23 protein-coding genes, 1 other RNA gene and 1 pseudogene are annotated in these 22,664 nt (G+C 74.0%); 11 read left to right on the top strand and 14 right to left on the bottom strand.

The genetic code is table 11. The annotated features are described in order from the left end of the window. Positions 1-57: 57 nt before the first annotated feature. The 8 genes and pseudogenes from RHODO2019_RS10465 to RHODO2019_RS10430 form a co-directional block, all read right to left on the bottom strand. Positions 58-612, bottom strand: a complete 555-nt coding sequence (locus tag RHODO2019_RS10465) for a hypothetical protein (RefSeq protein ID WP_265381745.1) — start codon at positions 610-612, stop codon at positions 58-60. 328 nt (positions 613-940) lie between these two features. Then, positions 941-1,630, bottom strand: coding sequence for a class F sortase (locus tag RHODO2019_RS10460; protein WP_265381744.1), 690 nt, complete (start codon positions 1,628-1,630; stop codon positions 941-943). A 51-nt stretch (positions 1,631-1,681) separates the two neighbouring features. Further along, positions 1,682-2,452, bottom strand: coding sequence for a hypothetical protein (locus RHODO2019_RS10455; protein WP_265381743.1), 771 nt, complete (start codon positions 2,450-2,452; stop codon positions 1,682-1,684). A gap of 166 nt (positions 2,453-2,618) precedes the next feature. Then, positions 2,619-3,056 (bottom strand): hypothetical protein, encoded by a 438-nt coding sequence (locus RHODO2019_RS10450; protein WP_265381742.1) that lies wholly within the window; start codon positions 3,054-3,056, stop codon positions 2,619-2,621. Beyond that, on the bottom strand, positions 3,053-3,298 hold the full coding sequence (locus tag RHODO2019_RS10445) for a cupredoxin domain-containing protein (RefSeq protein ID WP_265381741.1): 246 nt from the start codon (positions 3,296-3,298) through the stop codon (positions 3,053-3,055). Before RHODO2019_RS10445 ends, RHODO2019_RS10450 begins: the two co-directional genes overlap by 4 nt. A gap of 936 nt (positions 3,299-4,234) precedes the next feature. Then, positions 4,235-5,251: an LCP family protein gene (locus tag RHODO2019_RS10440; protein ID WP_265381740.1), complete on the bottom strand. Its 1,017-nt coding sequence runs from the start codon at positions 5,249-5,251 to the stop codon at positions 4,235-4,237. A gap of 105 nt (positions 5,252-5,356) precedes the next feature. Continuing rightward, a pseudogene (locus tag RHODO2019_RS10435) lies at positions 5,357-5,488 on the bottom strand (CoA transferase); the annotation flags it as partial. Between the two features lie 208 nt (positions 5,489-5,696). After that, complete coding sequence (locus RHODO2019_RS10430) at positions 5,697-5,993, bottom strand: putative quinol monooxygenase (protein WP_265381739.1); 297 nt, start codon at positions 5,991-5,993, stop codon at positions 5,697-5,699. Positions 5,994-6,158: 165 nt separating this feature from the next. Between RHODO2019_RS10430 and RHODO2019_RS10425 the strand changes: the two genes are divergently transcribed. Further along, positions 6,159-7,493 carry a phosphatase PAP2 family protein gene (locus tag RHODO2019_RS10425; protein ID WP_265381738.1) on the top strand — a complete coding sequence of 445 codons (1,335 nt, stop codon included), beginning with the start codon at positions 6,159-6,161 and terminating at the stop codon, positions 7,491-7,493. A gap of 473 nt (positions 7,494-7,966) precedes the next feature. Here RHODO2019_RS10425 and RHODO2019_RS10420 read toward each other — a convergent pair whose 3' ends face one another. Both RHODO2019_RS10420 and RHODO2019_RS10415 read right to left on the bottom strand, forming a co-directional pair. Continuing rightward, positions 7,967-8,290 (bottom strand): P-II family nitrogen regulator, encoded by a 324-nt coding sequence (locus RHODO2019_RS10420; protein WP_265381737.1) that lies wholly within the window; start codon positions 8,288-8,290, stop codon positions 7,967-7,969. Further along, positions 8,287-8,799 carry a putative inorganic carbon transporter subunit DabA gene (locus tag RHODO2019_RS10415; RefSeq protein WP_265381736.1) on the bottom strand — a complete coding sequence of 171 codons (513 nt, stop codon included), beginning with the start codon at positions 8,797-8,799 and terminating at the stop codon, positions 8,287-8,289. Before RHODO2019_RS10415 ends, RHODO2019_RS10420 begins: the two co-directional genes overlap by 4 nt. On the opposite strand from RHODO2019_RS10415, the gene RHODO2019_RS10410 reads away from it, so the two are divergent. From RHODO2019_RS10410 to RHODO2019_RS10395, 4 genes are all read left to right on the top strand, one after another. Then, the gene (locus RHODO2019_RS10410; protein ID WP_265381735.1) at positions 8,791-9,030 is read left to right on the top strand and encodes a helix-turn-helix transcriptional regulator; all 240 of its coding nucleotides are present in this window, start codon (positions 8,791-8,793) and stop codon (positions 9,028-9,030) included. The genes RHODO2019_RS10415 and RHODO2019_RS10410 overlap by 9 nt on opposite strands. A gap of 533 nt (positions 9,031-9,563) precedes the next feature. Continuing rightward, positions 9,564-11,687, top strand: coding sequence for a DEAD/DEAH box helicase (locus RHODO2019_RS10405; protein WP_265381734.1), 2,124 nt, complete (start codon positions 9,564-9,566; stop codon positions 11,685-11,687). Positions 11,688-12,010: 323 nt separating this feature from the next. After that, a complete protein-coding gene (locus RHODO2019_RS10400) occupies positions 12,011-12,577 on the top strand; it encodes a hypothetical protein (RefSeq protein ID WP_265381733.1) in 567 nt (188 codons plus the stop codon). Next, complete coding sequence (locus tag RHODO2019_RS10395) at positions 12,574-13,521, top strand: cobalamin biosynthesis protein (RefSeq protein WP_265381732.1); 948 nt, start codon at positions 12,574-12,576, stop codon at positions 13,519-13,521. Before RHODO2019_RS10400 ends, RHODO2019_RS10395 begins: the two co-directional genes overlap by 4 nt. On the opposite strand, the gene RHODO2019_RS10390 is transcribed toward RHODO2019_RS10395, so the two are convergent. Beyond that, positions 13,450-14,397, bottom strand: coding sequence for an SURF1 family cytochrome oxidase biogenesis protein (locus RHODO2019_RS10390; RefSeq protein ID WP_265381731.1), 948 nt, complete (start codon positions 14,395-14,397; stop codon positions 13,450-13,452). The genes RHODO2019_RS10395 and RHODO2019_RS10390 overlap by 72 nt on opposite strands. 98 nt (positions 14,398-14,495) lie before the next feature. Here RHODO2019_RS10390 and cobC point away from each other — a divergent pair, with 98 nt between their 5' ends. The 5 genes from cobC to RHODO2019_RS10365 all read left to right on the top strand — a co-directional run bounded on the left by cobC (position 14,496) and on the right by RHODO2019_RS10365 (position 18,738). After that, complete coding sequence (gene cobC / locus RHODO2019_RS10385) at positions 14,496-15,506, top strand: Rv2231c family histidinol phosphate aminotransferase CobC (RefSeq protein WP_265381730.1); 1,011 nt, start codon at positions 14,496-14,498, stop codon at positions 15,504-15,506. Then, complete coding sequence (locus tag RHODO2019_RS10380; protein WP_265381729.1) at positions 15,503-16,642, top strand: Nif3-like dinuclear metal center hexameric protein; 1,140 nt, start codon at positions 15,503-15,505, stop codon at positions 16,640-16,642. The genes cobC and RHODO2019_RS10380 overlap by 4 nt, the downstream gene beginning before the upstream one ends. A 22-nt stretch (positions 16,643-16,664) precedes the next feature. Continuing rightward, positions 16,665-17,402, top strand: a complete 738-nt coding sequence (locus tag RHODO2019_RS10375) for a zinc ribbon domain-containing protein (RefSeq protein ID WP_265381728.1) — start codon at positions 16,665-16,667, stop codon at positions 17,400-17,402. An 85-nt stretch (positions 17,403-17,487) separates the two neighbouring features. Continuing rightward, positions 17,488-18,567, top strand: a complete 1,080-nt coding sequence (locus tag RHODO2019_RS10370) for a bifunctional RNase H/acid phosphatase (protein WP_265381727.1) — start codon at positions 17,488-17,490, stop codon at positions 18,565-18,567. 39 nt (positions 18,568-18,606) lie between these two features. After that, a complete protein-coding gene (locus tag RHODO2019_RS10365) occupies positions 18,607-18,738 on the top strand; it encodes a hypothetical protein (protein WP_265381726.1) in 132 nt (43 codons plus the stop codon). Positions 18,739-18,744: 6 nt separating this feature from the next. On the opposite strand, the gene RHODO2019_RS10360 is transcribed toward RHODO2019_RS10365, so the two are convergent. The 3 genes from RHODO2019_RS10360 to RHODO2019_RS10350 are packed head-to-tail and all read right to left on the bottom strand — an operon-like array spanning position 18,745 to position 21,973. Continuing rightward, the gene (locus tag RHODO2019_RS10360) at positions 18,745-19,989 is read right to left on the bottom strand and encodes an ArsB/NhaD family transporter (RefSeq protein ID WP_265381725.1); all 1,245 of its coding nucleotides are present in this window, start codon (positions 19,987-19,989) and stop codon (positions 18,745-18,747) included. Then, positions 19,986-20,741: a sulfite exporter TauE/SafE family protein gene (locus RHODO2019_RS10355; protein WP_265381724.1), complete on the bottom strand. Its 756-nt coding sequence runs from the start codon at positions 20,739-20,741 to the stop codon at positions 19,986-19,988. The genes RHODO2019_RS10360 and RHODO2019_RS10355 overlap by 4 nt, the downstream gene beginning before the upstream one ends. Positions 20,742-20,752: 11 nt before the next feature. After that, positions 20,753-21,973 carry an MFS transporter gene (locus RHODO2019_RS10350; protein WP_265381723.1) on the bottom strand — a complete coding sequence of 407 codons (1,221 nt, stop codon included), beginning with the start codon at positions 21,971-21,973 and terminating at the stop codon, positions 20,753-20,755. Between the two features lie 238 nt (positions 21,974-22,211). Between RHODO2019_RS10350 and rnpB the strand changes: the two genes are divergently transcribed. Continuing rightward, positions 22,212-22,621, top strand: an RNA gene (rnpB, locus tag RHODO2019_RS10345) — RNase P RNA component class A. The last annotated feature ends 43 nt before the right edge of the window (positions 22,622-22,664 follow it).

The raw sequence follows: 22,664 nt of genomic DNA, 5'->3' as shown, positions 1-22,664 counted from the left end.
GGGTGGTGCCCGTCGATCTGAGCGCCCACGGGTGTCGGCCCGCCGCTGGTCGTCGCGTCACTCGGGACGAACCTCATACCCGGGTGAACCGCCTCGACGTCGAGGATTTCTTCCACCCGGGGGTTTGCCGTGACCCGTCAAGGCCGCGACGAGGCGCGGAACCCGAGGAAGAACGGGACGAGCAGCAGGCCGAAGGCAACGGGGTGGACCCACAGCTCGAAGAGCTGGTTGGGGCCCTTGGGGTTGACGAACCACGGGGAACACGATCCGACCGATGATCTGGAAGTTCACCACGTACAGCACCAACCCGTAGAGGATCGAGGCAGCGGCGAGCAGGTCAGGGGGTGACCCCAGGTGCAGCATTGCGACGCCGACGGCGAACACCATTCCGAACACCAGCGACAGTCCCAGGTGCAGCACGAGGCCGGCGATGACGTCGGGTTGATCCATGACCAGCTCGCTCGAGCCGTGGAAGATCGTCGAGATCGCCAGGAACGGCGCGACCAGAGGCTTGCCGTGCGCCGCGGAGAACCACATGTTGGCCAACGCGAACATCAGCCCGCCGGCCAGCCCGGCCACCGCTCCGCGGCTGAGCACCGCCCCGATGTCCATGCTCGTCCCATGTCCACCGGGAGCAGCGCGCTCGGCAGATGCTGGGTCGGCCGTCGTACTGGACAGGGCGGGCCCTCCTCGCCGCTGAGCGACCAGATCACGTCGCGCGTCGGCTGGCTGCGGCAGGCTCGATCCTGCTGCAGCAGTGACCAAGCGGTGCGGTGGACACCCGCGCCGCACGAAGGGCTCTGGTCCCGGCTCCGCAGCCCGTCGACGCTCGACGCGTCCACGAACCCGGACCAGACCCTGCCGTACGGCGTGCGGCGACCAGTCAACGATCGCACCTCGTGGAACGTCAGCACGACGGGCCGTGCTGCTGATCGTTGTCTCAGGCTGGGTGTGAGCTGGTGAGCTGGGCGTAGACGACGATGTTGTCGAGGTAGTTGCCGGTGGTGGCGTCGAAGGGTCCGCCGCAGGTGATCAGCCGGAGCCCGGCGTGGTCGATGTTGCCGTAGACCTCGAGGGTGGGGAAGGCTTGCTTCTTGTACTCACGCACTGCGGTGACGGTGAACACGGCCACCGTCTGGTCGGCGCGGGTGATGGAGATCTGGTCCCCGGAGCGCATCGCGCCCAGGTCGTAGAACACCCCGCGCCCGTACTGGGCGGAGTCGATGTGGCCGTAGATCGCTGCCGGACCCAGGGCGCCCGGGGTCGGGGACTGGTCGTACCAGCTGGGGATGCGGACCTGCGACAGCGGGGGCACCGCGACGGTGCCGTCGGGGTTCAGTCCCAGCGCGAGGAGGTCCTCCTCCACCCCGAGGGTCGGCACGCTCAGCCGCACCGGGGTCGAGGCGGCCAGGATCGGACCCGTCGTCGGCGGTGCCGCGGGGGGGCCCGCAGCGGGTGGCGCCACCGGGGACGACGGGGGGGCGACCGTCCCTGGTTCACCGGTGGAGGGGGTGGGCCCGGCCTGGCCCTGGGCGAGCACAGCAGCCGGGGGCACCGCGGGGGCCGACGGTGAGCTCAGGCCCACCCCCACCAGGACCACCCCGACCAGGGCAAGCACGACCGTGGCCACCACCACCATGCTGGGGCGGTGGCCACGGTCGTGCTCACCCGGGTGAATCTCTCAGCCCTCGGTGCGACGGCGGCGGGCCACGGCCACACCACCGACAGCGGCGACGGCGAGCGCCCCGGTACCCACGGCGAGCAGCTCGGTGCTCACACCACCACTGGACCCGTTACCGGTGTCCGCGGCCCCGGAGGGGATGGTCGACATCTGCGAGGCCTGCAGCACCCCGCACACCGCCGGGGACGTCGCCGCCAGGGGCAGCGACGGCACGATCTCGCTCATCTCGCCCTGGGCCTGCGCGCTCAGGCTCGCCGGGTCCAACCCGTGCACGACCACGACCGCCGTGCCGCCCTTGACCGAGGCCAGGGTGGCCGCGTCGAGGGTGATCGTGCGGTTGTAGGTGAAGCTGCCGCCACTGGGGGCGATCTTCAGCTCCGTGCCCGCGGTCGGGCTCGTGTCCCCCGAGGTGCTCAGCGTGGTCTGGATGCCCCCGTAGGACGGGGCACCCTCCTTCACGTTCACCACACCGTCACCATTCTTGTCGGCCGCCGCGGTCGGGCACTGGCCCATCCCGCCGCCGTGGATGTGCTGCACGTGCGGGTACGGGGCGTTCATGAACGACGCAGCCAGACCCGACACCTTCTCGGTGATCGTCGCCTGGTCACCGGTGAGCTGCAGGGTGACGGTGCCACTGGCCCCGGACCCGTTCAACGCGTCCAGCTGAGCCTGGTAGGAGGCCCCCGACGTCTGCGCGATGGCAACCCCCGGGAGAAGACCGATCACACCGAGAGCCGCCACCGGCGCCAACAACCTCAAGGACTTCTTCATCGCAGAGCTCCTTCACTGGACCACCAACGAGTGCGGACGCACACCGCCTACCCCTGCCATCGTTCCCCGACAGCCCCCGGTTCGCCCGGGCCACCACCCCAGCCCCCGACACGGCGCCAGCCGGACGCGGCCCGGTGAGCTCGCGCCCGGTGAGGTGCAGACCGATCTACGGGGTGGCCGCCTGGCCGCGGTGGGCCACCGCGTGGTGGCGCCCCAGCAGCACACCAGCAGCAGCGGTCATCGCGGCGACCGCTTCCGCGACCGTGGCCACGACCTTGCTGGTGTACCAGAACGGCTCGTACAGGTCTGGGATCGGCCCCAGCGGGCCGGTGTCGACATAGCGGGAGACCAGGACCGCGACGACGGCGCTCGCCGCGACGAGCACCGCGACCAGGTGGACCACGCGCGCCCCGGTCGCCAGCAGGAGCACAGCAACCACGACCGCCACCGCCGCCTCCGCGTAGAACAGTCCGGCCTGGCTCCACTGACCCGGCGCCGCGGGCGGCCGCGTCGGGGCGAGGACGACGTGGACAACGGCGTCCACACCGAGCCCGGCGGCGGTGAGCAACCGGATCGACCAGGACAGCACCCCGACGCGGCTCACGACACGACCAGGGTGCCGTGCATGTTCCCGTGGTAGATGCAGTGGAACTCGTACGTGCCCGGTTGGGTCGGCGCCGTGAACGAGGCGCTGCCACCGGCGTCGATGTTCACGTCGAACAGGCTGGCACTCGTGTCCGCCGTCACCGTGTGCGCGACCCGGTCCGTGTTCGTGACCATGACCGTCGCCCCCGCCGCCACCGTCGTCGGCACCTGGTAGGCGAAGTCCTTCACCGTGATCACCACCGCTTCGACCGGGGACGAGGTACCCCCGGCCGAGGCGGTGCTGTCCGGACTGCTCGTCGCCACAGATCCCTGCGAGGAAGAACCCGGCGCCGTCGACCCGGTCGACTGCCCACCCGGGCCCGACGAACCGCACCCGGCCACCACCACCGCCAGCGCAAGTCCGCCCACCAACACCGAAACCCGTCGTGCTGACTCGACTCTCATACCCCGGCCTTCGCAGCCACACCCATCAACGGTTGGCCCAGCTCCACCAGTCGACACCAGTGATCACCGACGCGGCGGCGCACCCCGCCCGTCAGACGCCATCTTTCTGGCTTCACCGGGCACCGTCATCATCCCGCTCCGACCAGCAGCGAGCACGGACTCAACCACCGCGGGGACCGGGGGCGGCGGATGGGAACTTCTCGGTGCCCGACCTGCGCCGATGGCATCAGGTGGAACCGTCCGGGATGCCGTCGCATCTTCTTGCGCACGGGTGGTCGCAGGTTCGAGACCTTTCGCGCAATGCCCCGCCTCGCCTGTGAGGCGGGGCGGGGCTGCCGATCGTGCCGATCGTTTCGCTTGGTTCCCGTTCAGAGTCGGGCGGTGTCGGCGAGGTTGCGGCCCTTGGTCTCGGGGGCCATGAAGTAGCTGGCGACGGCCCCGATGGGCTGGAGGTGGTCACACGGCGGGGCCCTGCTGGTCCAGCCCACCCACGAAAAATGCCCCTCACCAGCGGAAGCGTGGTGAGGAGCCTCTGCGGTCGCGGAGCGAGGAGCCGTTCTCCCTGGCGAGGACCAGGACCCCGTGCTCGTGGTCGTCGGCCCCCACGAGTGCATCGAAGACGTGGGGCGCAGCGCTGCCCTGGCGGCGTCAACCCTCGGGATGAGGGCCCACTCCCGCCGCGGACCCCACCGTCCCTGGTCGTCGTCCAACCACCAGGTGCCCACCCACGGTTCAGCTGGGGATTGTCGGCAGCAGCGTGAACTCGCCCAGGTGGACCTGCAGCGTGTCCTGGCGCAGGTAGTCCCACAACGGCGCGTCTGCGGCCTGGTCGAGGTACACCACGCTCTGGTCACCCTCCATCCCTGTACCGGCAACGGGTGCCGTGAGGAATGACGAGTCCGACGGTGACGCGTTGCGACGGTCGAGTGCCAGCCGGACCAGGTCGACGTTGCTCAGCTGGTCGTCAACGCTGATCGAAGCGGTCGCGGTGCGCATGAAGTTGTCGAGCCGGCCCGGGTCGGTCAGAAGCCCGTCCGACTTCGCCTTGCTCAGCACTGACCGCAGATAGTTCTGCTGGCGAGCAACCCGATCGAAGTCACCACCGGGCAAGTCGTAGCGCTCCCGGACGTACGCCAGCGCCTGGGCACCGTCCAGGTGGTTGACCCCGGCGTTGAAGCTGACGCCGCCTTGCGAGGTGGGTGCAGCGATCGCGACGTCGACCCCGCCGAGAGCGTCGGTGACCGCCGTGAACCCGACGAAGTCGACGACGGCAACGTGGTCGATCCGCACCCCCGTGAGCTGTTCAACGGTCTGCACCAGCAACCGGGGACCACCAAAGGCATAAGCGGCGTTGATCTTGTTCTTGCCGTACCCGGGAACCTCGACCCAGCTGTCCCGCGGGATCGAGACCACCTGGGTGTGCGTTCCGTCGGCTGCGAGGCGGACGAGCATGATCGTGTCCGACCGGGTGTTCGTGGCCGTCGCCACGGCCGCGCTGCCGGTGGTCTGCCCATTTGCCCGGGTGTCGGCGCCCACGAGCAGGAATGTCGTCGAGCTGCCCGGGGTCTCGGCCGGACGCTGGTCGAGGCCGACGAACACGTTGGGCAGCCGGCTGACGTTACCGGCGTAGCGGTCGAGGAAGAACCAGGCCGCGCCCGCACCGAGCAGGGCCACCGCCGCGGAGGTCGCGACCAGCAGCAGAGCGAGTCGACGCAACCCGCGCCGACGTCGCGCCCTGCGTTTCGTCACGCCACCATCGACCTGGGGAACCGTTGCCATGACGTCCAATTTTCGAGAGCGGCGTCCTACTGGATGCTCTCCCGAGGGTAGCCGAGATCATAGGGAGCGATAGTGCGCGGTCACTCGGGCCAGCAGGTCGCCGGCGGGCGGCTCGACCTTGGTGATCCGCGCGCCGAGGCGGACCAGCTGTGCAGCCGCGACCGGACCGGGCAGGTTCACGGCCAGCGACGAGTCCGTGGCCGGCATGCTCGCGGCGAACCCCGCGGTGGTCGGCTACCTGCGGCGCGCGGTGCTCGACCCGACCGGCCACAAGGGGCGGATCCTGGAGACGCTGACCGACCTCTCCGCCGACCGGGTGTCGACGCTGCGCGATGTGGGAGCAGCTCGCCGGCCCGGGCACCGACGGCAAGCCGCAGCTCCACCGCCTCGCACGGTGCCCGGCGGGGTGCGGTGGCTACTTCACGGCGAGGACGTCGACGGTCCTGATGTCGGGGTCGGCGGCGAGCAGGTCGGGTCCGACCTGGCCCAGGGCGGCGGGGATCTGGCCGTTGAGGTGCGCCTGCCGGCCGTCCTCACCCTCGAAGGTGTCGAAGATGCCGTAGGTGGTGTCGCTGATCTTGAACGCGTACCAGGTGACGGTGCCCTCCTCGGCGACCGCCAGCTCACGGCCCTGCTGCAGGAAGGCGGCGAGCTCGTCGCCCTTTCCGGGCTTGGCCTCGAGCAGGGCCAGCAGTCCTCGGTCGACGCTCATCGACGTGTCCTCTCGTCCGTCCGCAGGGCGGGAGGCGCTGCGGTCCCGTCACCGTAGGCCGTCAGGTCCGGACGACCGGTTCGCACCACGCCCCCACGGTGGTGCGTCTGGTCGCGCTTCCCGAGGGTTGGTCGCGGGACGACGGCGGTCGCTACCGTGTGGCGCGTGCTCCAGGACCGGGTTGCCCCAGTGGTGCGCCGGCCGTCTCCGTGGTGGGGCGTCGCCGTCGCCGTGGTGGCCCTGGCGGTCATCGAGGTGGTGTGTGCCCGGCTCGGCGTGCGCGGACCCGCCCTCGCGCTGGCGCGGTCCTACTCCCGGGAGGAGCCGGCAGCCCCGGCGTTCTACTGTGCGCTCGCCCTGGCCCTGGTTCTCGCACCCCGGCGGCTGCGGGTTCCGACGGTGGGCGTGGCGGTCGTCATCGACCTCGGCTTCGCGCTGGAGCGGCTGCTGGTCCACGGACGGGTGACGTCGTTCGGCAACGGGGCACTCGTGGCGCTGACCCTGCTGACGGCGTGCTCGGTGGTCCGGCTGCGGGGGCCGGTGAGGTACGAGGCAGTGCGGGGTCTCGCGTGCGCGTGGGCCTTCGTCGCGGCGACGACGGTCGGCAACGTCTGGTTGGAGGTCACCGCGCAGGCTCGGCCGGAGGTGCTCGACGAGTACGTCGCGCTCGCCGACCGGGCGCTGGGCAGCCCGTCCTGGGCCGTGGGACAGGTGTTCGAGGTGCTGGGTCCGGTGGGGCGGGCGCCCTTCCTGGCCGTCTACGCCATGCTCCCCGTCGCTGCCGTGGTGGTGGCCGTCGTGCAGCTGCGCGGTGGGTGGGTCAGGCACAACGTGGTGCTGACCTTCGTGGTCGTCGGTGCGGTGGGTCCGTTGGTGTACCTGCTGTTCCCGGTCGTCGGCCCGGCCTTCGCGTTCGGACCAGGGGGCGGACCGTTCGCCGTCAGCACCGCCTGGCCCGGCCGGTCGCTGGTGCTGACCAACCCCGTACCGATGCGCTTCGACGCGGTCACGCCCCGCAACTGCGTGCCCAGCCTGCACACGGCGTGGGCGGTGGTGCTGTTCCTGCACACCCGCTCCGCGGCCCGGTGGCTGCGGATCGGTGGTGCGGTGTGGCTCGTCGTCACGCTGCTGGCCACCCTCGGGTTCGGCTACCACTACGGGGTGGACCTCGTGGTGGGCGCGGTGTTCGGGCTCACCGTCGAGGCTGCGGTGCGCTCGCAGCGGACGGGCTGGCGACGCGAGGGGGTAGTCCTGGTCGGCGCCGGCGCGACGGTGTTCGCCGCGGTCCTGCTCGCCGTCCGACACGGCGCGCCGACCATCGCCGATCACCCGTGGTTCTCGGGCGTGCTCGCGCTCGGCGCCGTGGGCGCGCTGGGCTGGGAGTTCCGACGGGTGTTCGCCGCTCAGCTGGGCGCAGGTCCGGGACGACACGAGCTCGGCGGCCCGTCCTGGCCGACCCTGCTGCCGCCGCCAGCAGGTTGCGCGCCGCGGACCGGATGACACCGTGGTGGCGGTCTGGCCCGCACCGCAGGACCGGGCACGCCCGGCACGATGCCCACCACCGCCACCAGCGGGGTGCGGGTGCGCTCAGCGCGGGTGCAGGGGGCCGCGGGCCTGGTGCAACGGATGTGCTGCGGTTGCGGACCTACCGGGGTGGCACCGGCTGGACCGCGGCTGGGGCGTGCGGGAGGTGCAGTCCGGGGTGGTTGTGCGGGGACGTGGGCGGCACGAGGTGGGGGTGGAGCTCCAGGTGTTCGCGCGCGGCCGGGGTCAGCCGCTCGTCCAGGTCGTGGTGATCCCGTCGACAGCCCGCGGGCTGCACCGAAGTCCAGGCCCAGCAGCGCACCACCCCAGGGCGGAGCGAGGTCACGCACCACGCAGGCCAGCCCTGCGGAGGTGACGGCACTGGTGCGGGGGGCGGAGCCCACCGCTTGTCGGTGAGCACGGGGGACCTCCGGGTTCGGGGCCGCGGGTCAGGTGAAGTACTCGGGTCGGCTGACCCAGGTGTCGGTGACGAACAGGACCCCCGAGGAGGAGTCGAGCAGCGGGCGCAGACCAGCGAGGAGGGTCTCGGCGAGGTCGTCGGGGACCACGGTGATGATCAGCTCGAGGGTGGCCTGCTGGTTGAACAGCAGCCGTCCCTGGTGGTAGCCGTGGTGGCCGAGACCGGACACCCCGGACAGGCTGGTGAACCCGGTGGCGCCCGCGGAGGCGCAGAGGTCGCGGACCGCTGCCGCGTCCGAGCCGGTCACCACCACCTCGATCTTGGTCATCCGGGCCAGGTGGTCGCGGTTCACGGGGTCTCCTCGGGGGCGTGGTGCGGGGTGGCCCCGGAGGGTCCGGGGCCCGCGGCGGTGGCAGTGGCGGGTGTGGCTGAGGTGGTGTCGACGGGGCCGGCCCACGGGCGCCACCCTCCGGGGGTCCACCGCTGCCAGGGCGCCTCGGCGTCCTCGCGTGCGGCGAGGGCGACCCACTCGTTGCCGAACAGCCGGGCGAGCACCGGGTTCCGGTCGATGACCGACTGCACCATCGACAGCGGCGCCTGGACCACGGTGAACAACCGCATCGGCTCGTGGACGAGGCGGTCGCCGTGGGCGACGGACTGCCAGGGCAGGCCGAGCTGGAGGTCACCGTCGTGCCCGGCGAGGACACCGACCCCGCCGAGGACGTTGTGGATGGTCTTGGTGCCCGCTCCGAACACGTCCGGGGCGACGGTGGAGAAGTAGTACTGGCAGCTGATCCACTGCGCGACGACCATCGGTGCGGTGAGGATCGTCTCCAGCGCCGAGCCGTCGGGGTGCGGCACCGCAACCTTGCCGAGCTGATCGGGATCACCGAGCGCGCCGCACAGCGGATCGTCGCCGACCTGGTGGAGGCCGGGTACCTCGACGTGGTGCGCGAGGGCCGGCGCAACCGCTACCGGCTGCACCCCGAGCTGCAGATGCGGCACCCCCTCGAGCACGACCACCAGATCGGCGAGATCCTCGCCGTGCTGCAGCCGATCGGTGACGAGGCCAGGTCGGACCGCTCGAGCTGACCGCGCTCGACGAAGCCCATCCAGACGGCCCCACCCGCTCCAGCCACGGAGCACGGCCGGCGCACGGAACCCCGCGCCGGAGGGCAAGGACGTCGCGGAGTGCCTGGGTCGTGGGCACACCCGGCCGAGCCCGCGAGAGGGCCGAGCAGCGGAGCCGGCGCCGGGCAGGCTATCCTCGGCCTGTCGGTAGCGCGGGCGGTGATCGCGTCTCGGCCCACGGCGGTCTCGCGAGCACGGTCGGAGAACCAGCGCCCCCGTCCCGAGGCCGACCGCCTGCCGGGACGGGAGAACACCCCCGGCCCCCGGGCCCGGATCGGTGCCACCGGCACGACGGGTGCTGCTCCGCGGCACCGGCACGACGGGTGCTGCTCCGCGGCACCGGGACGACGGGTGCGGCTGAGCCGCACCGGCAGGAGAAGGTGCTGCTCCGCGGCACCGGGACCACAGGCGCCGCCCCGGGCGGCCCGGCGAAGCAGGGGTACGTGGGTAGAACAGGTCGACGGACGCGGGGTGGTCCCCGCACGCAGGGGCCCGTGCGGGGCAGCCAGGACGTGATCTCGGTGCTGGCCAGAGCCGTGCGCCGGATCGAGGGCGCCGTAGCGGGCGGGCGGGTGACTCCAGCGGTGCGCACCGAGTTCCAGGCCGCCGCGCTCCTCGCCCGCGAGCAGCACGCGCGGATCAGGGCCGACGGCACCGGCAGCGCCGCCCAGCTCCAGCGGCTCGACGGGCTGGCCACCACCCTGGCCAGGACCGCCGTCCGCGACCCCCGCCTGCTCGCGCTGCTCGCCGCCGACGCGGTGGTCTCCGAGGCCGCCCGCTCCCTGGCCCGGGACATGTTCCGCACCGGTGGCGTCGAGCCCGCCGCGGTCGAGGTGGCACCCGCCGAGGCCGTCGCGGTCACGGCGCCGGCGCCCGCCCCCGAGCGACGGGTGGTGCCGCAGTCGGTGGTCTCCCGCCAGCTCGCCAACCCCTTCCTGGCCCCGGACTACTCGGCCGTGCGGGACGAGCCCGCGCGGCCCCACCGGCTGGCCGGCTGGGAGCTGCTCGAACCGCTGCTGCGGTCGTTCGAGCGGGCCGGGGGTGGTGCGCCGGCCTGCATGGAGCTGCCGGCCCCGTCGTCGGTGCGGGTGCCCGCCGGCCACCAGCTGATGCCCCACCAGGCACAGCTGGTGGGCGCCGCGGCCGACGGCCACCGCACGTTCCTGCTCGCCGACGAGCCGGGGCTGGGCAAGACCGCGCAGGCGCTGCTGGCCGCGGAGGTGGCGGGGGCCTACCCGCTGCTCGTCGTGGTCCCGAACGTGGTCAAGACGAACTGGGCCCGCGAGGCCGCCCGCTGGATCCCGCACCGCGGCGCGACGGTGATCCACGGCGACGGCGAGAGCATCGACGGCTTCGCCGACGTGGTGGTGGTCAACTACGAGGTGCTCGACCGCCACGTCGGGTGGATCGGGGACTTCGGCTTCCGGGGCATGGTGGTCGACGAGGCGCACTTCATCAAGAACACCGCCTCCCAGCGCTCCCGGCACGTCCTGGAGCTCTCCGCGCGCATCCGCTCCCGGGGACCGGCGCCGCTGCTCATGGCCCTCACCGGGACCCCGCTGATCAACGACATCGACGACTTCCGCGCGATCTGGCGCTTCCTGGGCTGGATCGACGAGACCAAGCCGCTCGACGAGCTCATGGACTCCCTGGAGGACGACGGGCTCAGCCCGGCCGACCAGGGCTTCTACTTCGCGGCCCGGCAGAGCGTCATCGACCTCGGCATCGTCCGGCGCCGCAAGGTCGACGTCGCCGCCGACATCCCCGCCCGCCGGGTGGCCGACCTGCCGGTGGAGCTCGACGAGCGGGCCGGGCGCTCCCTCCGTGCCGCCGAGCGCGACCTCGCCCGTCGGATGGTCACCCGGTACGAGACGGCGCTGGCGAACCGCACGTCCGGGGTCGTCGTCGAGGGCGTCGACCACGGGCTGGTCCGCCAGGTGGCCCGGTGGGAGCAGAAGGACGCGAGCTCGTCCAAGGCCGGCGAGAACGTGTTCACGATGATGCGCCACATCGGCCGGGCCAAGGCCGGGCTCGCGGCGGACTACGCCGCCCAGCTCGCCCGCAGCGCCGGCAAGGTCGTGTTCTTCGCCAAGCACGTCGACGTGATGGACGCCGCCGAGGAGACCTTCACGCGGCTCGGGGTCCGCTTCTCCTCGATCCGCGGCGACCAGACCCCCACCGTCCGGCAGGCGAACATCGATGCGTTCGTGGGTGACCCCGAGGTGGCCGTGGCGGTCTGCTCGCTCACCGCGGCGGGGGTGGGCCTGAACCTCCAGGTGGCCTCCGACATCGTGCTGGCCGAGCTCTCCTGGACGGCGGCGGAGCAGACCCAGGCCATCGACCGCTGCCACCGCATCGGGCAGACCGAGCCCGTCACCGCCTGGCGGATCATCGCCGCCCAGACCATCGACGCCCGGATCGCCGCACTGATCGACAGCAAGGCCGGGCTGGCCGCCCGGGCGCTGGACGGGTCCGAGGAGGAGGTCGGCTCGTCGGTGGACGTCCAGCTGGAGGCGCTGGTGGGCCTGCTGACCGAGGCGCTGATGGAGGCGCAGGTGGGGGTTCAGACCGGTTCGGCGCCCGGGCCCGACCTCCTCGCCGGGGTCGACGTGCTGTGACGGTTGTCGCGCCGAGCACCGCCACGGCGCGCCGGCCCACGTTCGCGAGCCCGCCCACGGCGTCGACGTCACGGCCTCGCCGGGGACGGGCGGCCGCCCGGTGGACCACCCGTGTGACGTGCTCCGCGCTGGTGGGCGGCGGTGGGGGAGACCCGGTCCGTCCCGAGCCCGGGGCGGCCCGGGGGTAGATGCCGGTGCGGACCGCGCGGCGGGACTGGCCCCGGAGGCGCCGGCCTGGGACCGTCTGGGGAATGCCCCCTCCTCCACGTCGACCCGAGGGGCGCCCGCGCGGTCGGCGGCCCCCTGCCCTGCGACCGCGCAGCGTGGCAGTCACGGCCGCGCTCGTGCTCGCGCTGCTCGGCGGGGTGATCGTGGGGACGTCGGCGTTCGTGGCGTGGGCGTCGAGCCCGCTGACGGCGGACCTCGGCTACGCCATGGACGTGGGCGCACGCGGGCACGCCTCGTTCACCGTCGACCCGACCTTCGGCGACCAGCTCGGCGGGGCCGGGCTGAGCTCCACCGGCGACTTCACCGCCGTGCTGGCCGACACCGACGGCGTGCGCGCCGTCGAGTCGGACTGGCCCACCACGGTGCTGCTGGTGGGCATCGCTGCGGGCGTGCTGGCGGGCATCGCCGCGCTGGCGGGGCTGGTGGTGGGGGAGCGCACCCCGGTACTGGCCGTCACCGCCGGGGCCGGGGTGGCGTCCGTCGCGCTGCTGGTGGTCGCCGTGGTGAAGGTGCTGGGCACGTCCACGGCGCCGCAGGCCGATCTCGGCCTCACCCTCGGCCTGGGGCTGGGCGGGTACCTGGCGCTGTTCGGTGCGGCGCTGACCGCGCTGGGCGGGACGGGGGCGCTGCTCACCGCCACCCGGGGAGCACCACACCCGTGAGCCGGGCGGCAGGGCTGCTCCTGGGAGTGGCGGTGGACCGTGCGCTGGGTGATCCCCGTCGCGGGCACCCGGTGGCGGGTTTCGGCACGGTGGCCGCGGCGCTGGAGCGGCGGACCTACGCCGACGCCCGGTCGGCCGGGGCCCTGCACGTGCTGGTGCTCGTCGGTGGGGCGGCGGCGCTGGGTGCGCTGGCCCCGCCCCGCTCCACGCTGGCCACGGCGGCGGCGACGTGGGCGGTGCTGGGCGGCACGTCGCTGGTGCGCGAGGGGCGCGGGATGGCAGCGGAGCTGGGGGCGGCCGACCTGGGTGCAGCCCGGCGCAGGCTGCCCTCGCTGTGCGGCCGGGACCCCGCGTCGCTGGGTACCGACGGCCTGGCGCGGGCCGCGCTGGAGTCGGTGGCCGAGAACACCTCCGACGCCACCGTGGCGCCCCTGCTGTGGGGTGCGGTGGCAGGGGTGCCGGGCCTGCTGGCCTACCGCGCGGTGAACACCCTCGACGCGATGGTCGGCTACCGCAACGACCGCTACACCCGCTTCGGGTGGGCGGCCGCGCGTCTGGACGACGTGGCGAACCTGGTGCCGGCCCGGGTGGCCGGGGTGCTCACCGTCCTGTGCGCCCCGGTGGTCGGCGGCTCGCCCCGCGCGGCCCGGGCGGCGTGGCGGGCGGACGCGGCTGCACACCCGAGCCCGAACGCGGGCGTGGTGGAGGCCGCGGCCGCGGGTGCGCTCGGCGTGCAGCTGGGCGGGGAGACGGTGTACCCGCACCGGGTGGAGCAGCGGCCACGCCTGGGCTCCGGTCGCGGCCCCGTTCCCGCGGACCTGGAGCGGGCCGTGCGGTTGTCGACCGCGGTGCAGGCGGGGGCGGCGCTGGTCTCAGCGGCGCTTGCCGTAGCGGTCGCTCATCCGGGCCTGCACGCTGCTCTCCACCGGCTCCGTCGGCGCTGACACGGGCTCGACGGGCGGCGACTCCCCGGCGAGGGCGTCGCGCAGGGCGGCGTTGCGCTCCTTGCTGCGCGCCCGTCCACCGCTCGCGGCGCCGACGAGCTCGCGCTCGGGTGTCGTGGAGGGATCCGCGTCCTCGTCGTCGCGCCGGCGCTCCTTGATCTCGGCCCGGACGAAGTACGCCAGGGCGAGCGGGGCCATGATCCCGAACGCGAGCCACTGCAGCCCGTAGGACAGGTACGGCCCCGAGTCGGTCGGCGGCAGCGGGAGCACGCCCAGCACGCCGGGTGCGCCGTCGCCGAGCTGGAGGTAGCCCGGCGAGATGGTGGTGCCGGCGACCGCGCCCACCACACCGGCGTTCACGCTGTAGACCTGGGTCGAGCCGCTGACGTCCTGGGTGGCGCGCGTGGGGTCCACGCCCTCGTCGAGACGCAGCCGGGCCTGCAGCGTCACCTCGCCGACCGGCGCCGGGTCGACGGGCGGGGCGTCGGTGCCGACCACGGGCCGGACGAAGCCACGGTCCACCAGCACCGTCTCGCCGCTGCGGAGCCGGAACGGGGTGAGCACCTCGTACGCGGCGGTGCCGTTGACCGACCGCAGCCGGGCCAGCACCTGCTCCTGGGGCAGGTAGCTGCCGCTCACCGTGACCACCCGCCACTCCTGGTCGGCCGCCGGGACCTGCCCCGGGCGCACGAGGTCGGTCAGCGCGACGGGTTCGGTGGAGAAGGAGTCCGTGATGAGGGCGTTGCGTGCCTCGGTCGCGGTGTTCTTGCCCAGCTGCCAGGGTGCGAGCTGGGTGAAGCAGACGTAGGCGAAGCCGATCACCACCAGCGCCAGGGCGATCCACCCCGGCTTCAGGAAGACACCCAGTCGCCGCACACCTCCACGGTAGGCCAACGCCGGCCCGGACGCGCTCGCGCACCCGGGCCGGGCATCGCCGGTGCACCTGCTCCGCCCGCCACCTACGCTGCGTCCTCGTGGAGCTCCGGTCGCAACTGGAGCAGCTCGGTCACCACGGTGACGTGGACGCGGGCCCCGGGCTGCTCGACTTCGCCGTCAACGTCCGGGGCACCGCACCGCCGGAGTGGCTGCGCGACCGGCTCGTCGCGCGCCTGGACGACCTGGGCCGCTACCCGAGCGCGCTCGAGGACCTCGCCGCGCGCACCGCGGTAGCCACCCGGCACGGCCGGACGCCGGAGGAGGTGCTGCTGCTCGCCGGCGCCGCGGAGGGCTTCGCGCTGCTGCCGCGGCTCGGCTCGCGGCTGGCCGCGGTGGTGCACCCCTCGTTCACCGAGCCCGAGCTGGCGCTGCGCGAGGCTGGGGTGCCGGTGGTCCGGGTGGTGCTGGCGGCGCCGTACGTCCTGGATCCCGCACTGGTGCCCGAGGACGCCGATCTCGTGGTGCTCGGCAATCCCACCAACCCCACGTCGGTGCTGCACCCGGAGGCCGCGCTGCACGCGCTGCGCCGGCCGGGGCGCCTGCTCGTGGTGGACGAGGCGTTCCTCGACGCGGTGGTGGGGGAGACGGGCTCGCTGGCCGCGCAGGCGCTGCCGGACGTGCTCGTGCTGCGCAGCCTGACCAAGACGTGGGCCCTGGCGGGGCTCCGGGCGGGCTACGTCCTCGGGGCACCGGAGGTCCTCGCCCGGCTGTCCCACGGCCGCCCGCACTGGCCGCTGGGCACGCTGCAGCTGGAGGCCGTGGCGGCGTGCGCCGAGCCGGCCGCGGTCGCCTGGTCGCAGGCCGAGGCCGGGGTGATCGCCGCGGAGCGGGAGCACATGGAGCGCGCGCTGGGCCTGGACCCGGGGGCGGCCGGACCCTTCCTGCTGCTCCGGGTGCCCGACGGGGCGCGGGTCCGGGACGCGCTGCGCAGCAACGGTGTCGCGGTCCGCCGGGGCGACACCTTCCCCGGTCTCGGCCCCGACCACCTCCGCCTCGCCGTGCGGGGTGCGGCGGAGGTGGCCGCGCTGCTGGCAGCCTGGCCCGCATGAGCACCCTCGCCGACCTGGTCTCCGTGCTGGAGCAGGCCTATCCGCCCGAGCTCGCCGAGGACTGGGACGCCGTCGGTCTGGTCTGCGGCGACCCCAACGACTACGTGCGGCAGGTGCTGGTGGCCGTGGATGCCACCGAGGCGGTCGTCGAGGAGGCCCTGAGCACGGGGGCGCAGGCGCTGGTGGTGCACCACCCGCTGCTGCTGCGCGGGGTCACCGGGGTCGGGGCGGACACCCCCAAGGGCGCGCTGGTGCACCGGCTGGTCCGCGGGGGCTGTGCGCTGTTCACCGCCCACACGAACGCCGACCGGGCCGCCCCCGGGGTGTCCGACGCCCTGGCCGAGGCACTGGGCCTGCGGGTGCTCGGCCCGCTGGAGCCCGAGCTGGTCCGGTGGGACAAGGTGGTCACCACCGTCCCCTCGGGAGCGGCCGTGCAGCGGGTGCGGGCGGCGCTGCTCGCGGCGGGCGCCGGCACCCTGGGCGAGTACACCGAGGCGGCGTTCACCGTCGCCGGACGCGGCCAGTTCCGGCCCGGGCCGGGCGCCAACCCGGCCATCGGCACGCGCGGCGCCCTGGAGCACGTGGCCGAGGAGCAGGTGCAGGTGCTCGCCCCCCGCGGCCTGCGGCGTGCGCTGGTGTCGGCGCTGGTGGCCGCGCACCCCTACGAGGAGCCGGCCTACGACGTGCTCGAGGTCGCGCCCCGCCCCGGTCCCCGCGGGCTGGGACGGGTGGGCGAGCTGGACGTCCCGGAGACGTTGCGCGCCTTCACCTCCCGGGTGGCCGCCGGTCTGCCGAGCACGGCGTGGGGAGTGCGCGCAGCCGGTGATCCCGGTGCCCTGGTGCGCACGGTGGCGGTGTGCGGCGGGTCGGGGGACTCCCTGCTGGGCACGGTCGCCCGGCTCGGGGTGGACGCCTTCGTCACCGCCGACCTGCGTCACCACCCGGCCGACGAGCACCTGCGGGGCGGCGGCCCCGCGCTGGTCGACGTGGCGCACTGGGCCAGCGAGCAACCCTGGTGCGGGCAGGCTGCGCGGGTGGTCACCGCCGCGCTCGGCGGTACGGTGACGGCCCGCGTCTCCACACGGCGGACCGACCCCTGGACGCTGGGGACGGGCCACGAGCGCGGCACACCCTGAACAGCAGCTGGAGGCCTCCCGAGTGAACGTCGACCCCACCGTCCAGAAGCGGCTGCTCGACCTGGCCGCCGTCGACGCCGAGCTCACCCGCACCGCGCACCGCCGCCGCACCCTCCCCGAGTCCGCCGAGCTCGAGCGCCTGCAGGTGGACCGCCAGGCCCGCAAGGACGCCGCCGTGGCCGTGGAGATGGTGCTCGACGACCTCGACCGCGACATCCGCAAGCTCGAGACCGAGGTCGAGAACGTCCGCCGCCGGGAGGACAAGGACCGCGCCCTGCTGGCCGGGGGAGCGGTCAACGCCAAGCAGATGACCGACCTGCAGCACGAGCTGGAGAGCCTGACCCGCCGCCAGGGCGTCCTGGAGGACGAGCTGCTCGAGGTGATGGAGCGGCGCGAGGCCTCGGCCGCCGACCACGACCACGCGGGGGCGCAGCTGAGCCAGACCGAGGACGAGGTCGTGGACGCCCAGCGCCGCCGCGACGATGCGATCGCCGACCTGGACTCCGCCGACACCCGCTGTGCTGCTGATCGTTCCGCTCTGCTCAGCCAGTTCCCGGCCGAGCTGCTCGCCGCCTACGACCGCCAGCGGGCCAAGGGCGACGCCGGGGCCGCGCTCCTGCAGGCCCGTCGCTGCGGGGCGTGCCGCCTGGAGCTCGACCGCAACGAGATCGCCCGCATCGCCAAGGTCGCCGCCGACGAGGTGGTGCGCTGCGACAGCTGCGGAGCGATCCTGGTGCGGACGGCCGAGTCCGGGCTGTGACCGTCGCACCGGCGGGGGTGACATCGGTGCGAGTCGCACCGGCGGGGGTGACATCGGTGCGAGTCGCGCCGGCGGGGGTGACGTCGTGAGGGTCGTCGTCGAGGCCGACGGGGGTTCCCGGGGCAACCCCGGGCCGGCCGGCTACGGCGCGGTGGTGTTCTCCGCGGACCGCAGCGAGGTGCTGGCCGAACGGGCCGAGGGCATCGGCCGCGCCACCAACAACGTCGCCGAGTACGGCGGGCTCATCGCCGGGCTGACCGCGGCCGCCGAGCTCGGCGCCGACGAGGTCGACGTGCGGATGGACTCCAAGCTCGTCGTCGAGCAGGTCAGCGGCCGGTGGAAGGTCAAGCACCCGGACATGGTGCCGCTGGCTCGAGAGGCGCAGGCGCTGGTGCGCGGGTTCGCCCGTGTCAGCCTCGAGTGGATCCCCCGCGCGCAGAACGCCCACGCGGACCGGCTCGCCAACCAGGCGATGGACCGCCAGGCCGGGGGGACGCCGAAGGCCGCCGCGCCCGCGCTCGGGGCGGGCTGGACCGCGCCGGTGGGGGAGCCCACGAGGATGCTGCTGCTGCGGCACGGGCAGACCGCGCTGTCGGTCGAGCGTCGCTACTCCGGCCGTGGCAACCCCGGGCTGACGCCGCTGGGCCTCGAGCAGGCCGCGGCCGCCGCCGCACGGATGGCCACCCACTCCGGGGTCAGCGCCGTGGTCAGCTCGCCGCTGGGCCGGGCCCGGCAGACGGCGCAGGCCGCGGCCGACGCGCTCGGGTTGCCGGTGCAGGTGCACGAGGGGCTCACCGAGACCGACTTCGGGGCCTGGGAGGGCCTGACGTTCAGCGAGGCCCGGTCGCTCGACCCCGCGCTGCACTCGCGGTGGCTCGGCGACACCGCGGTCGCCCCGCCCGACGGCGAGAGCTTTGACGCCGTGCACGCCCGGGTCGACCGCGCGCGGGCCGACGTCCTCGCCGCGCACCCCGGGACGACCGTGCTGGTGGTGAGCCACGTGACGCCGATCAAGACGTTGCTGCGGATCGCCCTGGACTCCGGTCCCGGGATCCTGTGGCGGCTGCACCTGGACCTGGCCTCGGTGAGCACGGCCGACTTCTACTCCGACGGCGGCGCGAGCGTGAAGCTGGTCAACGACACGAGCCACCTGCCCCGTGCGTGACGTTCTGGAACGGGGACCCCACGAGCACTCACGACCCCGGTGCCGTTGGGCGGTCGGGCTCCGGTTCGTGCGACGCTGCTGCCCATGTGGAAGCTGATCGCGTACCTGCCCCTGCTGAAGAAGGCCTACAACGCCTACAAGCAGCGCAAGGGCCAGCAGCCCCGCCGCTGAGCCACCTCACACCCCACCGACGCGCAGCCCCACCCACAGCGCGAGCACCGCGGCCACCAGGGTCAGTGGCACCGTGATCAGGCCCAGCCTCGTGTACGTGCCCACCGACGGCGCCAGCCCGCGCGCGAGGAGCACCCGGCGCCACAGCAGGGTGGCGAGCGAGCCGACGTAGGTCAGGTTCGGTCCGATGTTCACCCCCAGCAGCACGGCGAGCACCAGCCCCGCCGGCGCCCCGCCCCCCAGCGCGGCCAGCAGCACCAGCGTCGCCGGCAGGTTGTTCACGACGTTGGCGAGCACCGCCGCCAGGGTCGCCGTCCCGAGCAGGGCGAGCAGCGAGGTGGAGCTCGGCAGGCTGTCGGCCAGGGCTCTCCCGACGGGCCCCGACGTCACCCCGGCGACCACCACGCCCAGGGCCAGCACGAACACCACGAACAGCAGGGAGGCCTCGCGGAGGACCTGCCGCGGCGACGTCGCGCCGGCGTTGATCGCCGGCACCGCGAGCACGGCCGCGCCCACCACGGCCACCCAGACCGGCTCCACGCCCACCAGCCCGGAGCCGGCGAAGCCCGTCAGGGTCAGCCCCAGCACCACCAGTGCCGTCCGGGGGGCCGGCTCGGCAGCGGCCGGGACGACGGGCTCGGCGGGTCGGCGCAGGTCGCGGCGGAAGAACACCGCGAACACGGCGAGCTCGAGGACCACCACCACGGCCCAGGGCAGCGCCATCAGCGCGGTGAAGCCGAGGAAGGTGAGCCCGGACGCCTGCAGCGCCAGCAGGTTCGTCAGGTTGGAGACGGGCAGCAGCAGCGAGGCGGAGTTGGCCAGGTGGACGCTCGCGTAGGCGTGCGGTCGCGGCGGCAGGCGCAGGGCGACCGCGGTGGCGAGGACCGCCGGGGTCAGCAGCACCACCGTGGCGTCCAGGTTGAGCACGGCGGTGCACAGGGCGGCCGCGGCGAAGACCAGGACGAGCAGTCGTCGGGGGTCACCGCCCGAGCCCCGCCCCAGCACCGTGGCGAGCCATCGGAACACCCCCAGGGCATCAGCGAGGTGGGCGAGCACCAGGATGGCGGCGAGGAAGCCCACGGTGGGCCCCAGCGCCCGCACCTCCTCCAGCGCGGCCGACGGCGTGACGATGCCCAGGACCAGCACCGCGAGCGCCGCCGGCACCGCCACCACGGCCTCGGGCAGCCCGCGCGGGGAGGCGATCGCGAAGGCGAGCACCGCCCCCAGCAGCAGCAGCGCGACGGTGGTCACCGGAGCAGGAGGTACACGCCGACCGCGAGACCCAGCACCACCACCGACCAGCGCAGCACGGCCTCGTTCAGCCGCTGCGCGAGCTTGGCGCCGAGGAAGCCGCCGACCAGCGTGGCGGGGGCGACGGCGAGCACGTAGGTCCACTCGACCGGCGCGCCGATCGCGAACACCACGATCGTCACCGATGCGACCGCCAGCGAGAGCACGGCCTTGGTCGCGTTGTTGCGGCGCAGGGTGTCGTTGGCCGTGATGGCGAGCAGGGACACGAGGATCACCCCGAGCGCTCCGCCGAAGTAGCCGCCGTACACCGCGGAGACGAACACGGCGCTGACCAGGGCTGGGGTGCGGTCTCCCTCGCCGGGACGCTGCTCGCCCGTCCAGCGCTTGATCTGGGGCGAGAGGGCCATGAGCGCGCTCGCCGCGAGCACGAGGACGGGGACGATCGCGTCGAACACCGAGGACGGCAGGACCAGCAGCAGCAGTGCACCGACCAGCCCGCCGGCCGCGGCCACCGGGACCACCAGCCGCAGCCGCGGTCCCTGTCCGGCGAGGTCGGAACGCTGCCCGTAGGTGGCCCCCACGTAGCTCGGCCACTGGGCGATGGAGTTGGTGACGTTCGCGGAGAGCGGGGACAGCCCGGCGGCGAGCAGCGCGGGGAAGACGATGAGCGAGCCCCCGCCGGCCACGGCGTTGACCGCGCCGGCCACCAGCCCGGCGAGCGTGAGCAGCAGGATCTCCGACACGGCAGGCACGAGCGGCGACGCTACCGGGCGGGTGCGTCGACCACGTGGGCGCGCAGCACCTCGGCGGTCGCACCCCCCGACCGGAGCAGCACGGCCGAGACCGCGGCGGCGAGCCCGGCCAGGGCGAAGGTGGCCCACCACCCGAGCCCTGTGGCCACCGCGCCCAGGGTCACGGGCGTGAGCGCCGCCGCCAGGTAGTTGGCCGAGTTCTCCACGCTCATGGCCGCGGCGGCCTGGCCCGGCGGTGCGATCTCGCCGGCCAGGGTGAAGGCCAGGCCGTTCCAACAGGTGGCCAGGACGGTCGCCACGACGAGCAGCGGGCCGAGCAGCCACACCGAGCGCACGTCCAGGGTGAGGTCGACCAGCGCCACGAGCGCGAACGCCGCCGCGGTCGCCACTCCCACCGCCCGGAGCGGTCGCACCCGGCTGCCCGTGCGGTCCGACCAGGCGCCGATCCCCAGCCGGCCCAGCGCTGAGGCCAGCTGGCCGGCCGCCAGCACCGCCGCGGCCACCGCCACCGTGAGTCCGCGGTCGTCGTGCAGGTACTCCACGAGCAGGGCGCCGACGGTGAACTGCGGCACCACGAGCAGGCCCGCGGCCAGCGACAGCCGCCACAGCGGCCGGTGCCGGAGCACGGAGCTCACGGGCGTGCGCGCGACGCGGGTGGACCCGGCCGGTTCGTGGACGGCCACCAGCACGACCACGGCCGCCGCCCCCGCGAGCCCCGCGAGCGCGCGGTACACGCCGGGGAGCCCCTGCGCCGCGCCGAGTCCCGGCAGCAGCGCGGCGGCCAGCGCAGCACCGAGCGGTGTGGCGGACTGCCGGACCCCCATGGCCACGCCGCGCCCCCGGGCCGGGAACCACGTCATCACCGCCCGCCCGCTCGCCGCGTTGACGCTCGCCCCGAACGCGCCGGCAAGACCCAGCAGGAGCGCGGCCGGGACGGCGGTGCGCACCAGGGGGAGCACGAGCAGCGTGGCGGCGGTGCCCACGAGGCCGGTCACCATCACCGGTCGCTCGCCCACCCGGTCGGTCAGGACCCCCCACGGGAGCAGGGTGGCCAGGATGCCGACGGAGACGGCTCCCAGGAGGGCGCCGACCCCGGCGACGTCGACGTCGTAGGCGGTGCGCAGCAAGGGGGTCACCGACGCGAGGCCGAGGAAGAGCGCGGCCGTCGAACCCTGGGCGAGGGTGCCGGCGCCGAGGACGACCCAGCGGTAGGGGTCGGGACCGGCGTTCACCGCTCGCACTGTGCCCTAGGTGTCCATCAAGTGGGACGATACTTCCATCTGGTGAGACGGTCGGGCGGACCCGCTCCCGTCCCGGTTTCCGTCGGGCCCCCGGACCGGCCGGCGGTGACCACGTGGAACCTCGTGGTCGGTGGGACCGGCCGTAGGCGACCAGGAGGTTCCACGTGGCCGTGGCCGTGGCCGTGGCCGGCGGTGGGCGCTCCGGCGGGCGGTACGCTGTCACCGCGGACGAGGTGGCCGGGCGACCGCGGTGACCAGGACCAGCAGCACGTGCTGCCGGGCTGGACGCCGAGGAAAGTCCGGACTCCACAGAGCAGGGTGGTTGCCAACAGCAACCCGGGGTGACCCGCGGGACAGTGCCACAGAGAACAGACCGCCAGGGCGTGCCCTGGCAAGGGTGAAACGGTGCGGCAAGAGCGCACCAGCGCTCCGGGTGACCGGAGCGGCTCGGTAAACCCCACCCGGAGCAAGGTCAAAGGTCGAACCCGTGAGGGTGCGGCTGCGCAGGTGCTCGAGGGCTGCTCGCCCGAGCCTGCGGGTGGACCGCTCGAGGCGCCCGGCGACGGTGCGTCCAGATGGATGGTCGCCACCCGGTGCTCGCACCGGGCACAGGATCCGGCTTACAGGCCACCTCGTCCGCCCACGACGGAGGCCCCAGAAGCGGCACGCAGGCCGGCAGGGA

The organism is Rhodococcus antarcticus, from assembly GCF_026153295.1.
Lineage (GTDB): Bacteria > Actinomycetota > Actinomycetes > Mycobacteriales > Mycobacteriaceae > Rhodococcus_D > Rhodococcus_D antarcticus.
Note: the sequence above shows the minus strand (reverse complement) of the source record. Positions and strands in the feature narration are given on the sequence as shown.

Excerpts from the sequence above, each read along its gene's own strand:
- RHODO2019_RS10455 (WP_265381743.1), bottom strand. The coding sequence starts at position 2,452 with ATGAAGAAGTCCTTGAGGTTGTTGGCGCCGGTGGCGGCTCTCGGTGTG.
- RHODO2019_RS10430 (WP_265381739.1), bottom strand. The coding sequence starts at position 5,993 with ATGAGCGTCGACCGAGGACTGCTGGCCCTGCTCGAGGCCAAGCCCGGA.
- RHODO2019_RS10380 (WP_265381729.1), top strand. The coding sequence starts at position 15,503 with ATGAGCACCCTCGCCGACCTGGTCTCCGTGCTGGAGCAGGCCTATCCG.
- RHODO2019_RS10465 (WP_265381745.1), bottom strand. The coding sequence starts at position 612 with ATGGACATCGGGGCGGTGCTCAGCCGCGGAGCGGTGGCCGGGCTGGCC.